The organism is Salinicoccus carnicancri Crm (assembly GCF_000330705.1).
Lineage (GTDB): Bacteria > Bacillota > Bacilli > Staphylococcales > Salinicoccaceae > Salinicoccus > Salinicoccus carnicancri.
In genome coordinates this window covers 77722-92127 of sequence record NZ_ANAM01000010.1, presented here as the reverse complement: position 1 = coordinate 92127, position 14406 = coordinate 77722, and the positions used below count along the sequence as shown (strand labels likewise).

Genomic DNA, 14406 nt, shown 5'->3' with positions numbered 1-14406 from the left:
GCAATATGTTAAAGGAACCGATATTTTTGAAGCCGGTACTGCAGGAAAGGATATGGGGCGGAACGAAACTCCGCGAAGAATATGGATATGAAATACCATCGGAGACGACAGGTGAGGCGTGGGTGATATCCGCCCATCCGAACGGACCGTCCACAGTGACAGGGGGGCGGTTTGCAGGAAAGACGCTCGATCAGCTGTGGGAAAACCATGGAGGACTGTTCAATAGGAAGACTGACGGAGAGTATCCGCTCCTTGTCAAAATCTTGGATGCAGCCGACGATCTGTCAGTACAGGTCCATCCGGATGACCGGTATGCGCAGGAAGAGGAAGGTGTGCCCTACGGTAAGACCGAATGCTGGTACGTACTTGGAGCACAAGAGGGTGCGAACCTGATACTCGGACATAATGCGGCAGACAAGAGCGAATTTGAAAAAATGGTGGATGATGGCAGGTGGGAGCAGCTGTTCCGCTATGTCAAAGTCCAAAAAGGCGACTTCGTCTATGTTCCGAGCGGTACGATCCATGCCATCGGGCGCGGCATCACGATCCTTGAAGTGCAGCAGAGTTCGGACATCACTTACCGTGTGTATGACTACGACAGGCGGGATAAAGACGGCAACTCCCGTGAACTGCATCTCGACCGGGCGAAAGCCGTGACCAGCATCCCCCATGAAGATGCGAAACTGGACTTCGAAATCACCGAGGAGAATGGCTTGACCATCCGTCAGCTGGTCAAAGAGCAGTATTTCACAGTGGAGAAATGGGAAGTTGCCGGTGAAGCGGGACATTCCATCAGCGCAGATTTCCTGCAGGCAGACGTCACAGAGGGCAACGGCATCATCAAAGTGGCAGGAGAGGAATATGAACTGTCAAAAGGCGTCCATTTCATCCTGCCGAATGACGTGGAATATATTGAACTGGAGGGAGAGATGGAACTCATCGTCTCTCATCCATAAATGTAATCAGGCGGCTGCCCCCTTTCGGGGCAGCCGCCTGATTTTTTGACAGCATTTATTAAATGATACCTTGGAGCCGCAAGATGATGATGAATGTGTTTTCAATTGAGGATATCTTTTTTCGGTCATAGCATTAATATCAGAGCATTTTATGTGAGATATAGTTTGGAGTCATTTCGCCGATTGTAAAATTATGATAGGCATATAAAAGCGTATTCTACAAAATATGTTATTAATATTAAGAAAATTATTGACAATAATGCTCTTATATTTTAAAGTATAACCAATTATCGGTATATCGTTCCTATAAACGGAATATTGTGGAGGCTGGTTATGTTAATTAAACAAAAGGAGGGATAGTTTGAATCAACCTGATGGAACTTCGTCTAAGATTGATGTGCCGGTTCTGATAGTAAGCGGCGGATTGTTGCTCGGGTTTATAGTATTCGGGGTTGTAGATCAGAAATCTTTAGTCGGATTTGTAAGCGCTTTATTTAACTTTTCTGTGAAATACTTTGGTTCAATTTATCAGTTTTTAATGCTGGGAACATTTATCATTGCTTTGTTTTTAAGGTTTTCAAAATATGGGCGAATCCGCTTGGGGAATGCAGATAAACCGGAGATGAGCAATTTTAAATGGATTTCGGTCATTATGTGTACTTTACTTGCTGGCGGTGGGGTGTTCTGGGCGGCGGCTGAACCATTGAATCACTTTATAAATGTCCCGCCTCACTTTGAAGGTGTTACTTCCGGTACTAAAGATGCAGTGATGCCGGCATTAACTACGAGCTTTGTAGATTGGGGCTTTCTTGCCTGGGCTATTCTGGGGACACTTGGAACATTTGTGCTGATGTATGCGCACTACCACCGGGGTGTACCCCTTAAACCCAGAGCACTACTATATCCGATTTTCGGAAATAGAATTATAGAAAACAGCGTCCTGGGCACTTTGGTGGATGCCTTTTCTGTTATAGCGGTTGCAGCCGGTACAATTGGTCCCATCGGTTTTCTTGGACTGCAGGCGGGATATGGCATGAATGTCTTATTTGGTCTGCCTGACACTTTATTTGTCCAACTGGTAATTATCGCCTTGATTGTGGTGATTGCTGCTATATCAGCAGTCACAGGGATCCATAAAGGCATTCAAATTTTGAGCAGTTACAATGTCATTCTAGCTTTGATTCTCGTAGGAGCTATGCTTGTACTGGGGCCCGGCCTGTTCATATTTGATACCTATTTCCAATCATTTGGTTCTTATATACAAAATTTTGTAGGCATGAGTACGTATCGCGGGGATTATGAATGGCTTAACAGCTGGACAGTATTCTTCTTTGCCTGGTTTTTAGGGTATGGGCCTATGATGGCAATCTTCACAAGTCGTATTTCACGGGGGCGTACAATACGGGAAATCGTACTCGCAGTCGCAATCATCGCACCTCTCGTGACGACTTTTTGGTTCACCGTCGTGGGAGGCACGGGGATATTCCAGGAACTTATGGAGGCGGGGTCCATATCTGCCCCCTTAAACAATAATGGGGCACCGGCAGCCATGATTGCGATTACCGAGCAACTGCCATTTGGTTTTGTTTTAGGAGTTCTGTTTCTCCTTGCCACAATTATTTTTGTACTCACAACAACAGATTCAATGTCGTTTACCATTTCAATGGCCCTTACCGGTGAGGGTAATCCTTCTAAGTTGATGAGAGTGTTCTGGGCTGGAGTAATGGGTGCAGTTGCAATCATCCTACTGACGATAGGAGAAGATAGTGTGAGCTCCTTACAGTCGTTTATTGTGGTGACTGCTGCGCCTGTTTCTCTGCTGTTATTGACTACGTTTTGGACAGCACCCAAAGTTTGCAGGGAGCTTGCAAAGGAACAAGGTATCGACCAGTGAAATGAAAGTGTTCCTGGTACCTATCAAGTCCGAGCATAATAAGTGGGAATGATGGAGGTGTCATGCTGATGACAGTTAAATATAAGAAGCATAAGCTACGGCCGGCATCAGAGGTAATGAAGCTAGAGAGGATTGGTGCATTCAGACTGACGAGCCTAAGTTTTCTAAGAATTTTACTCAGGCATATGATGAGAGAAAATTGGAAGATCAGACGCACTGTACTTGATCTGGATGAAAATGGCTATGGTCATGCAATATATAGCATTGACACATCAAAGCATGAATTCTCTTTTGTAGTTATCTCCACAAAAATCAAAGATGAGGAAAGAAGCGACCGCGTGATTTCAAAGAATTGGGATGTCACTTTTGCCTTATCTGAAGGTAGAATTTCTGAAACAAAACTGGAGCGTATGAAAAGGGAGCTGCCAAAACAAGAAGCTGGGCGCGGTGACACATCTGACCTTGTTTGGTCACGGGCCAACAAAAGTAACCGTATTTTTGACTACGTTATTGACTGCCTCGCGAATCAAAAACAACCGGACCCTGAAATATTAAATGAAGTAGGCTATCTGCTGCGTACAACTGCAGTTTATGGAAATGGTAAATTTGGTTTAGCACCTTATGACAAAATGAAGCATAATCATCCATTTAGTGGTCCGTTTCAGGCTCAGATGTTTGCAGTATACATGTTACGTCAATTCGGTACTGACCTGGTAGAACATATTGCAGAACAAAGAAACCCTCAGGCTGTGAAATTGCACCCCGATATAAAACGGTATATTGGGACGGGCAATGCAACAGGATTAGGAATGGCTCCCTTTCTAATTGCCCATCCAAGGTTGATTCATCAATGGATTTCTGTACGAGAGCAAGCAATCGCAAGAGTGAAGGATATAAAACCGTCACAGGATGATTTCAGGGTTCTGATCGATTGGTTAGACCGGGTCAGTGACTATTTTAGTGATTCCAAGCTTATAGACAGGGAAATTATTCTTAACATGGAAACATTGGCAGAACAGAGCGCATATCTTAAGGACATCCTTTCAGAGTATGTGGAGACAGGCAGTCTGAAGGGACAGTCAACATCAGATATATGGCATGATTTGTCATTAATCGCAGCAGACTCAGTCTCGATTGAGATGCAGGAGCTGTTGCACACACTCTTGCTTGAATTGTATGCCGATCATGTTGTAGACCTTGAACGATGTATGAATGTAGAGGAAACGTATCAGATAGAACCGCGTATGACGGTAGAGCAATTGCGGAAATTAATCGAAAAGCAGTATGAGTGGGTATTCCAATACGATTTTAATGATCCTGATGAAAAATATTATTTTTGGTATCGATCAGAAGAAAAAGAAGAGCCGCGGATGGGGGTTCGCGGAGAAGAACCCGGAGATGACAAAGAGCTGGATATGAATATAGCGGAACAAGTCCAGGAACTTTATAAAGTAACAAAATACGGGTCACCAAAAGAAATGGTTCCAGCATTTATTTTAAAGTATCCACGGTATAAAGGTATCATTCAACGCATCCAGTCTCTGGAGGGATATGAGTATGGTGAGATTCAAGCGAATTTTTTAAATAAAGATTTTACGCCACTTAATTTGTTGAGATGTAAACTATCCTTCTTTGGTGCAGAACGCTTTAACCCGAAGTCGAATCGCTGGGTGCGGATTACACTATTTCAAGGCGCACCACTTATAGAAGAGATCGGACATCCATATCTGGATGATTGGGTTTTCCCGGAACTACCAATGTTAGGAGAGGATCAATAGATGGAAAGACAAGGGATGATTGTGATTGATGCACTGGAACTTAGCAATTGGGATCGTGACTTTCTTTATCTACTGAAAAAAGGAGGGGTGACATGTGTCCATGCATGTTGCGGCCTGTGGGAAAATGCTCGCGAAACCTTAAGTAAAATAGGGTCATGGCATCGCTTCTTGAAAGAAAATGATGATCTGGTGATGCAAGTGTTTCAGGGTGAAGATATTCTGAGAGCTAAAGAAACCGGTAAGATCGGTGTCATAATTGGTGCGCAAAATACTTCAGCACTTGAGGATGAACTATCTCTTGTATCTGTGTTTAACCAATTGGGAGTCAAAGTGATGCAACTCACTTACAACAATCAAAACCTGGTGGGCAGCAGCTGCTATGAAGAAAATGACTCGGGACTGTCACGTTACGGGAAAAAAGTTGTTCGAGAAATGAATCGTGTGGGCATGGTGGTTGATTTATCCCATGTCGGAAATCAGACCACTTTAGATGCGATTGCAGCATCGACTCGTCCTGTAGCCATAACTCATGCCAACCCAGATTGGATTTATCCAAGCAAGCGCAATAAATCCAAAGAAGTTTTGCGTGCTCTGAAGGAAAATGACGGTGTTCTTGGTGTATGTGCATACCCACACCTGGTAAACGGGAAAGAAACGACGTTGGATGAATTTTGTGACATGATTGTCCAGACTGTCGATTTCATGGGCATTGATCGCGTGGGACTCGGAACAGATTTGACATTGAATATGTCTGTGGATTTCTTACATTGGATGCGGATGGGGAGATGGACACATGAGATGGATTATGGAGCTGGAAGTAAAGAGAATCCGTCATGGCCGGAGTGGCCGGAATGGTTTCAGACACCCGCAGATTTCCCGAATATATCGAAAGGGCTCGCGAAAAAAGGGATGACGGCTGAGGAAGTGGAAAAAGTGATGGGGGGCAACTGGTTACGCTTCTTTACGGATAGTTTTAAGAGCGAAAAGGAGGCGATGAAATGCACGTATCCTTTGTAGAACTGTTTCTTCATTGCAAGAAGGTTTTCCGTGCACACGGGATTTCATATGGGTGTGCGGATGATGGAGCGGAAGTGGTGGCATGGAGTGAATTTGCTGGTTTGCATGGGTTGCAGGTTTTAAAGAAGGAAATTTCAGATATGCCGGACTCGGGCATGCGGAGTATCATGTTGGTATCCAAGGAGGAGGGATTATATCGATTTAACGGCAATGGACAAAGCGCCATTATTCTGGGCAAGCTGATGGCCGACTATGCTTTGGGTCTGTCAGAGACACAGAACACAGTGCGGGTGCATATGAGCAACACAACCCGTTCTCGCCTCTTAGCCTATGCAGGACATTACATCGCCTCGAGAGATAAAGGGTGTGTCATTAATTATAGGATGCAGGATGGAACTCCGATGTGGATACTCTCAACCCCTGAGGTATCCTTCCCGATTTTTGCCGAAGGAGAAATTGCCGAGAGCATCATGCAAAAAAATCTTACTGAGGAGTTGGGAAGACATGAGACCAATGATTTATCGACAGATGAATTTTGGATGGTTTGCACCGATGAAACAGAACTGATTACAGGATGTGTCAGAAAGTTGAGGTGGGCATCGAAAAATGGGGATGTCAAACTCATGGAATCTGCCCAATTAAAGGCGATATATGAACAGGCTTATTTCAACGGGGCAGAAGTTGACAGTGCCACATGGGATATTCTGGATGAAGTCGGACGGAAAACACTGGTAGAGGCAACAGACGAGTCCAGGGTCCGGGGTGCCGGAGAAAAAGCGGAGTAAGATTAAAAAGCAGAAAGTAATAACCAGGAAAAATATGAGGAGGAATTATATATGACAGTGATTACAGGAGCAGAGTTGAAAAACTTCATCAATGGAACATGGACCACACCTTCCGGGAAAGAGTTAAAACAGGGTGTGAACCCGGCGAATACAAAAGAAGTTGTATCGTCATTCTATCAATCCACCTCCGAGGATCTGTCTGATGCGATAGATTCTGCATCAAAGGGATTCCAGCAATGGAAAGACATCCCCGCGCCTCAACGTGGTGAATACTTATACAAAATTTCGGCGTTGATGGAAGAGGAGAAAGATGATCTCGCTAAAACAATGGTTCAGGAAGAAGGGAAGACCTATAATGATGCCATCAAGGAAGTTGGGTATGCAGCTGGAATCGTTAAATACTATGCCGGTGAATGCAGACGTTTAAAAGGCAGTATTCTTGAGGCAGATATGCCAGATATTCAAATTCAAACCAAACCGGAACCGTTAGGGGTTGTCTTGGTCGTAACACCTTGGAACTTCCCGCTTTCGATTCCGGCTTGGAAGACAGCGCCGGCTCTTGCAAGTGGAAATGCAGTCGTACTTAAACCTTCTTCGGAGACACCACTTACTGTTATGAAGTTTATGGATATCATCCAACGTGCCGGTGTCCCGGCTGGAGTGGTCAACTCCGTGATTGCACCAGGAAAGCTTGTTTCAGAAATGATCCATCATCCTGCAGTTAAAGCGGTAACATTCACAGGATCCAATACAGTGGGTGAAAAAATCTATGCTGAGGCTGCGAAAGGCATGAAGCGTTGTCTATTGGAAATGGGGGGCAAGAATCCCCTTATCATAATGGAGGATGCAGATATAGATGAGGCAGTACAAATTGCCGTTACAGGTGGGTACGGACAAACAGGTCAAGCGTGTACTGCGACTGGTCGTATCATTGTACATGAAAAAGTGGTCAAAGAGTTTACAGAGAAGTTGGTCAAAAGGACTGAACAGTTAAAAGTGGGGAATGGAATGCATGAAGGGATTGATATGGGGCCACAAGTCAGTCAGGCAGAACGACAGTCTACACTTGATCTTATCCAAAGTGCAAAAGACGAAGGTGCTACAGTGCTTACAGGGGGAGGAATTCCTCAATATCCTGAACTTGAGGATGGATATTTTATAGAACCGACTGTAATTAGCAACGTAAAACCAGCTATGACAATTTCTCAAAAAGAGGTTTTCGGTCCTGTGAATAGTATTATTGAAGTGAGAGATATCGATGAGGCGATTTCTGTTGCCAACGATGTGGAATATGGCTTATCTTCGGCTATTTGTACAAGAAATATCGGGTATATGAATAAAGCGCTTAGTGAAATAGAGGCGGGTATTGTCAAGGTGAACATGACAACGACCGGAACATTTTTCCAGGCACCTTTTGGTGGCTATAAGAAATCGAGCACTGGGACATATAAGGAACTCGGTAGTGAGGGCATGGATTTCTATTGCCAATACAAGACACGTTATATTAAAAGTAAGTAGAAGTAATCAGCATGGTGTGGAAGGCATGGTCTGTCTTCCGCACCACTTGGTTTAAATGAAGATAATTCATGATATACTGAGTTCACCTACTTAATGAAATAGGAGGCATGTATGAAGGCAAAATCTGATGTTTCTGCCACGGTGCTACGGGCTATGAAAATATTGAAGCATTTAAAAGAGGCAACAGGGCCGCAAAGTATCAGTTATATTAGTAAAAACTTGGATATATCGCCTACTATTGTCCATCGCTTATTGACGACATTGAAAATGGAAGGATTTGTGTTCCAGGACAGCCAGACTAAACTTTACTCACTAGGAACAGTATTCATGGAGTATTCCAATCGAGTAATGACGCAGTTGCCGTTTTCAGCACTGGTTGAAGCCAAAGTACTGCAGTTGAGAAATCTGACTGAAGAAACAGTAGGATTTTATATTCAAAAAGGTTATAAACGTCTTTGTTTAATCGAACATGAAAGCCAGAAAGAAATACGGCGGTCTGTTGGAGTTGGGAAAGAACACCCGATTCATAAAGGGGCTACCGGAAGGGCGCTACTGGCATATCAGCCGGAAAAAGTGTGTGAAGAAATATTAGAAAACTTGATGCCGGAAGAACGTAACTTATTAGAAGAAAAGATAAAAGCAGTGAAACAGCATGGTTTTGCATTGAGTTATGGGGAGGTAACGGATGAGGTTTCAGCATTGTCAGCACCGGTCTTTGATTATCAGGGCCGTCTGATTGGAGCGTTATCCATTTCCGGACCCTCATTTCGATTCAGTGAGGAAATGATTCAGTCATATATCCCTGCCTTACTGACTACTGCTTCGGAGATTTCACAGGGATTTCAATAGAGAGCCACTGCAACACCCGCGAGCATAAATGCACAGGAGGGCGATTAGGCACCTGCAATAACAATGTGTAAATAATCCCTCCCCTTATTTTTATGGGTGTTACTTACTTAATATTTCAGCCAGTTCGCCCTGTGCGGTAAAAGAGATGCCCCCGGCAATACCGGGGGCATCTCTTTTAGTTTCCATATGATAGCATCAATATTATAAGGGTGTGTGACGAATTATTAGCATATCCAAAGGGGATGACCACCAGCCCATGCCTTTACATCATCCCGGCAAACCAGACTCCAAGCCCGGTGCCGATATAGTTGCCAATGATATAGCCGAGTGTACCAATGATCAGAATCGGCCCGACGAGTTTTGTCCAGCCGCGCGAAATCGCCATGGCTGCGGCGGTTGTCGGACCGCCGATGTTGGCGTTGCTCGACAGGATGATCTCTTCGAGACTGAATTTGAAGAATTTCCCGAAAGAGAAGGAAACAATCATGTTGATGAAGACGATGATAGCCGCAAAAAGCAGAATCAATGGTGCGTTCTGAATGATCAGCGGAATGGATGCGGGCACACCGATGACCACAAAGAATATGTAGATCAGGAATGTGCCGATTTCCTGCGCACCGTTTATGCTGGTGAAGTATCTGGGTATGAACGACACGAGCAGCAGGGTTATTGTCGTGAGCATCAGGTAGTCATCCCCGATGATCCCTCTCAAAACTGTGAGGAAGATGTTTGCATCATCGGGTATGACGTTGGTGAAAAATTCTGCGAGCTTGAATGATACTGCCACGATGACGAATGAACTGCCCACAGCAAGGGCGATATCGCTGAGTGAAATCTCCTTGCGCTTCCAGTATGAAGCGGCCTGGTTACCGTTATCGGCACCGTTCCTTTCGATTTCATCGATGTACGGAGCCCTGTAATTTTTCTTGAAAAAGCCGACTGCCGGAATGGTGATGAGTACAAGGAAGTACAGTGCCATCAGCAGGTTATCCGCCACTACGGTCGATGACACTGTTTCCCCGCCAACATCGAAACGGGTTGCCATTGCGGCGAAGTTGACCCCGCCGCCTGTGTATGAGCCGGTAAGCATGGCGCCGATCTGGTCGACTGCGGGAATGTATTCTTTCAGCAGAAAGAATGCAATGATTGCCCCTGCCACTGTTCCAATCGAGCTGATCAGGAAGATCATGAGCAGCCGTCCACTCTCCTTCCATATCCTTATGATGTTGGACTGGAAGAGAAGCAGTGGTATGGCAAGCGGCACAACATATGCCCATACAATGTCATAGGTCGGTGATTCAATCGGGATCACCCCGAAATTTGCAAGAAGCATCGCACCGACGAGTGCGATGATGGCACCGGATAGTTTCGACGCCCATTCGAATTTCTGTTCAAGATATATGGAGAATGCCGCCCATCCTACGAGAATCCCCCATAAAAGCCAGCTTTCATCCGGCGAAATCAAAGAATCCATTATGTATTCCCCCTTTATGAATCCGATTATAATCGAAAAAGAGAAGGATATCTAATTTTTTAGACAATAAAATATAGCAAAAAAATAAGACCGCAGAATCAGAAATCCTGCGGTCTTATCATAAAATGATGGAGCCAAGGGGGCTCGAACCCCTGACCTTTGCGCTGCCAGCGCAACGCTCTCCCAGCTGAGCTATGGCCCCTATGTACTGAACACATACCTTATTGTAGGACATATCAGGAATTTATTCAATACATTATTTATTTATTGATATCTATGGGAGACTATTCACTTGAAATTTATACCCATAGGGGGTATAATGGCTGTATAATAAAACGGATCAGAAAAGGTGAGGGATGGATATGTCAGAACATTTACAGGAATTTGCCACGGAGCCGAGGACCAATGAAGAAAAGGACAGGATGCTGAATCGCTTGAAACGGATCGAGGGACAGGTCCGGGGCATACAGAAGATGGTCGATGAAGACCGCTATTGTGTCGATATACTTGTGCAGATCAGCGCGATTCAATCTGCTTTGAAAAACGTTGGCTACAACGTGACCGAAAGGCACATGAAGCACTGTGTCACAGATGCGATTGAAAAAGGTGAAGGCTCCGAATCGATCGAGGAGCTGATGGCTGTCTTGAAACAGTTTGCAAAATAGGAGATGGCAGCATACAAGGAGGGGAAACTAATTGTCCAATGACAAGAATGTAACTTTGAATATCACCGGCATGACATGTGCATCGTGTTCAAACCGAATTGAAAAAGTATTGAATAAAATGGATGATGTGGATGCCAAAGTCAATCTGGCGACAGAAAAAGCATCAGTGGCGTACAACCCTGAAAATATTCAGCTCGATGACATTACGGACAAAATATCGAACCTTGGATATGGAGTGGAAATGGATGAAGTGGAATTTGATATCACCGGCATGACGTGTGCGGCATGCTCCACCCGGATCGAGAAGGTACTGAATAAGACAGAAGGTGTATCCAATGCCTCCGTCAACCTGACGACGGAAAATGCAATCATCGAATATAATTCAAATGTTGTATCTGAGAAAGCTCTGATCGGCAGGATAAACGACCTGGGATATGGTGCCGGGCAAAAACAGGGCACTGAGGAGAAAGGGTCCAAAAAGGAGCAGGAGCTCACAAGGATGAAGTGGAAAGTCGTCATCTCCGCACTGTTATCCCTGCCGCTCCTTGTCACGATGCTTGATCACCTGTTCGGCATCGGTCTGCCGGCGATTTTCATGAATCCATGGTTCCAGCTGGCTTTCGCAACACCTGTACAATTCATTTTGGGCTGGCAGTTCTATGTCGGTGCATATAAGAACCTGAAAAATTTCACTGCGAACATGGATGTGCTCGTTGCGATGGGGACAAGCGCCGCTTTCATATTCAGTTTATATGAAACGTATAAATGGATGGCCGGCGCCACCATGCATCCCCATCTTTACTTTGAAACCAGTGCGATCATCATCACGCTCATCCTGTTCGGCAAGTATTTGGAAACACGGGCAAAAACAAAAACAACGGGTGCCATCAAAGAACTGCTGAACCTGCAGGCAAAAGAAGCACGCGTGATCCGGGATGGCGTGGAACAGATGATTCCGGCAGAAGATGTAATTGAAGGAGATCGACTCATCGTCAAACCGGGTGAAAAATTCCCTGTGGACGCAATGGTTGTCAAAGGGCGTACTTCCGTGGACGAATCCATGATTACCGGCGAATCGATACCGGTCGAAAAGGCGGCGGATGATAATGTCATTGGTGCGACGACCAACCAGAACGGTACAGTTGAAATTCTGGCAACCAAAGTAGGAAAAGAAACGGCTCTCCAATCCATCATCAAAGTAGTGGAAGAGGCACAGGGCAAGAAGGCCCCCATCCAGAGAATGGCGGATCTGATTTCCGGTTACTTCGTACCGATTGTCATCGGTATAGCGGTTGTCACCTTCCTGGTGTGGTACTTCCTGGTCAGCCCCGGAAATATGGAAGCTGCACTGGTCGCATCCATCTCAGTACTTGTGATCGCCTGCCCATGCGCCCTTGGACTGGCTACACCGACCTCAATCATGGTGGGGACCGGTAAAGGTGCGGAGAACGGTATTTTATTCAAGGGCGGGGAACACCTGGAAAAAACACATTCCCTCAATGCAATCATCATGGATAAGACGGGTACGATCACCAAGGGCCGGCCGGAAGTCACTGACTTCACAGGTGACGACGACACACTCCGACTGCTCGCTTCTGCAGAGAAAGGGTCAGAACACCCACTTGCCGAAGCAATTGTAAGCTATGCAACGGAACACGATATAGAACTCGCCGATGTGGACGACTTCAATGCGATCCCCGGGCGCGGCATCGAAGCTGTGATTGACGGCAGGCGTATTCTTGTCGGCACGCGTAAACTGATGGCAGAGAACAACATGGACACTGGAGACCTGGAAGACAGCATGAGCCAATTCGAGCATGATGGCAAAACTGCCATGATCATCTCCGTGGATGGGCGGGTGAAAGGTATTGTAGCCGTGCAGGACACCGTGAAGGAAACTGCAAAGGAAGCGATCAAATCCCTCCATGACCAGGGCCTTGAAATCATCATGCTGACAGGGGACAATGGCAGTACCGCTTCGGCAATTGCCAGACAGGTCAATATAGATACAGTCATTGCTGAAGTGCTCCCTGAAGAAAAAGCAGCCCAGGTCAGGAAAGTGCAGGATGAAGGGAAAGTGGTTGCGATGGTAGGCGACGGCGTCAATGATGCACCGGCACTCGCTACAGCAGACATCGGCATCGCCATCGGCACTGGGACCGAAGTTGCCATCGAAGCGGCAGATATCACGATTCTCGGCGGAGAGTTGACGCTGATTCCAAGAGCAATCAATTTAAGCCACAGGACAATCCGTAATATCAAGCAGAATCTGTTCTGGGCATTCGCCTACAATACAGCAGGCATCCCGATTGCTGCACTCGGTTTCCTGGCACCATGGGTGGCCGGTGCTGCAATGGCATTCAGTTCGGTCAGCGTAGTAACCAATTCGCTCCGTCTCAAACGTGTTAAGGTATAATATTTTATAAACTTGTATTAGGAGGTATCATAGTTATGGCTAATAAGACAATCAAAGTAGAAGGTATGACATGCGGACATTGCAAGAGCTCGGTGGAAGGTGCGCTGAATAAGCTGGAAGGTGTCAATGGCTCAGAAGTGAGCCTGGAGGATAATCAGGTAAGCGTTGACTATCAGGAGGATAAAGTTGATGATGCTGCGATGGTCGACGCCATCGAAGGACAGGGTTACGACGTCGTAAAGTAAGTTGAGATATAGAGCGGAGGCCTCCGCCCAGTCTGGTGCGGCCGGCGTGAACTCCAGGCCGCCCTTCAATTGAACACTGAAATATTAGAACAGCCAACGAGTTTAAGACCGTTGGCTGTTCTTGTTTTTTTATAAGGGAGTGACAGCTTTAAAAGTGCTTACTTCAGCTTTCTGACCTTTCCCTGGATGACGGAGGATTTACCATTGTGCATCCTGCCTTCGTGCCTGTGTACGACCTCTTTTTCAAGGTGGATCACTTCCACATCGAATCGCTCCAGATATCCTCTGATTTCATCAAGGTCATAAAGCATGTTCATGTCCGGCGGGCCGCCTGTTTTATATTCCAGCTGTTCCTTGGAATACAGTTCGAATACGATCAGTCCCCCGGGTTTCACACATTCCACCAAATTCGTGAACATCTGCAATTTGCCTTCCGCCGGAACGTGCCCGAAAATATTGACGCTGATGTCATAAGTCTCACGGGGTACTGCGTCTTTTATCGTTATATCCCGCAGGTTGGTATCGACTGTCACGTCTTCTGAAGCAGCCAGCCGTTCCATTTTCTCAATCCCCTCTTTTGAAAAATCATAAGTTGTGACCTGATTGCCGAGTCTGGCGAGATAGACGGCATTGCGTCCTTCACCTTCGGCGAGGAGAACAATCCTTTTGCCCTGTTCTGAACCCAGGACGGTCCTGACCCATTCGTTTGGCTCAACACCGTATATATATTCATCCGTTCTGAATTTTTCATCCCAATGATTCATCATAATACCCCATTCGCTTTTATATCTCTGTCACCATTGTAACGG

Annotated in this window: 12 protein-coding genes and 1 tRNA gene; 10 read left to right on the top strand and 3 right to left on the bottom strand. The window is 45.7% G+C overall.

Annotation, left to right across the window (positions count from 1 at the left end):
• The first annotated feature begins 5 nt into the window (after nucleotides 1-5).
• From manA to C792_RS0112840, 7 genes are all read left to right on the top strand, one after another.
• Nucleotides 6-956, top strand: a complete 951-nt coding sequence (gene manA, locus C792_RS0112870; RefSeq protein ID WP_017549868.1) for a mannose-6-phosphate isomerase, class I — start codon at nucleotides 6-8, stop codon at nucleotides 954-956.
• Between the two features lie 361 nt (nucleotides 957-1317).
• Nucleotides 1318-2850 (top strand): BCCT family transporter, encoded by a 1533-nt coding sequence (locus C792_RS0112865; RefSeq protein WP_017549867.1) that lies wholly within the window; start codon nucleotides 1318-1320, stop codon nucleotides 2848-2850.
• Nucleotides 2851-2918: 68 nt separating this feature from the next.
• Nucleotides 2919-4628 carry a hypothetical protein gene (locus tag C792_RS0112860; RefSeq protein ID WP_040608939.1) on the top strand — a complete coding sequence of 570 codons (1710 nt, stop codon included), beginning with the start codon at nucleotides 2919-2921 and terminating at the stop codon, nucleotides 4626-4628.
• Nucleotides 4629-5645 (top strand): membrane dipeptidase, encoded by a 1017-nt coding sequence (locus tag C792_RS0112855; RefSeq protein ID WP_017549865.1) that lies wholly within the window; start codon nucleotides 4629-4631, stop codon nucleotides 5643-5645.
• Entirely contained in the window at nucleotides 5627-6430 is an 804-nt protein-coding gene (locus C792_RS0112850; protein WP_017549864.1) for a DUF3726 domain-containing protein, read from the top strand. Before C792_RS0112855 ends, C792_RS0112850 begins: the two co-directional genes overlap by 19 nt.
• Before the next feature lie 51 nt (nucleotides 6431-6481).
• Nucleotides 6482-7948 carry an aldehyde dehydrogenase family protein gene (locus tag C792_RS0112845; RefSeq protein WP_017549863.1) on the top strand — a complete coding sequence of 489 codons (1467 nt, stop codon included), beginning with the start codon at nucleotides 6482-6484 and terminating at the stop codon, nucleotides 7946-7948.
• Nucleotides 7949-8059: 111 nt separating this feature from the next.
• Nucleotides 8060-8797, top strand: coding sequence for an IclR family transcriptional regulator (locus C792_RS0112840; protein WP_017549862.1), 738 nt, complete (start codon nucleotides 8060-8062; stop codon nucleotides 8795-8797).
• A 262-nt stretch (nucleotides 8798-9059) separates the two neighbouring features.
• On the opposite strand, the gene C792_RS0112835 is transcribed toward C792_RS0112840, so the two are convergent.
• Both C792_RS0112835 and C792_RS0112830 read right to left on the bottom strand, forming a co-directional pair.
• Complete coding sequence (locus C792_RS0112835) at nucleotides 9060-10271, bottom strand: DUF819 family protein (RefSeq protein ID WP_017549861.1); 1212 nt, start codon at nucleotides 10269-10271, stop codon at nucleotides 9060-9062.
• 129 nt (nucleotides 10272-10400) lie between these two features.
• Nucleotides 10401-10473 (bottom strand) — tRNA-Ala (locus C792_RS0112830).
• A gap of 160 nt (nucleotides 10474-10633) precedes the next feature.
• Between C792_RS0112830 and C792_RS0112825 the strand changes: the two genes are divergently transcribed.
• The 3 genes from C792_RS0112825 (at nucleotide 10634) to copZ (ending at nucleotide 13597) form a co-directional block, all read left to right on the top strand.
• Nucleotides 10634-10936 carry a metal-sensing transcriptional repressor gene (locus tag C792_RS0112825; RefSeq protein WP_017549860.1) on the top strand — a complete coding sequence of 101 codons (303 nt, stop codon included), beginning with the start codon at nucleotides 10634-10636 and terminating at the stop codon, nucleotides 10934-10936.
• Nucleotides 10937-11006: 70 nt separating this feature from the next.
• On the top strand, nucleotides 11007-13352 hold the full coding sequence (locus tag C792_RS0112820; RefSeq protein ID WP_425413720.1) for a heavy metal translocating P-type ATPase: 2346 nt from the start codon (nucleotides 11007-11009) through the stop codon (nucleotides 13350-13352).
• Between the two features lie 35 nt (nucleotides 13353-13387).
• Nucleotides 13388-13597, top strand: coding sequence for a copper chaperone CopZ (copZ, locus tag C792_RS0112815; protein ID WP_017549858.1), 210 nt, complete (start codon nucleotides 13388-13390; stop codon nucleotides 13595-13597).
• A 158-nt stretch (nucleotides 13598-13755) separates the two neighbouring features.
• Here copZ and C792_RS0112810 read toward each other — a convergent pair whose 3' ends face one another.
• Nucleotides 13756-14364, bottom strand: a complete 609-nt coding sequence (locus tag C792_RS0112810; RefSeq protein WP_245537546.1) for a class I SAM-dependent methyltransferase — start codon at nucleotides 14362-14364, stop codon at nucleotides 13756-13758.
• Between the last annotated feature and the right edge of the window lie 42 nt (nucleotides 14365-14406).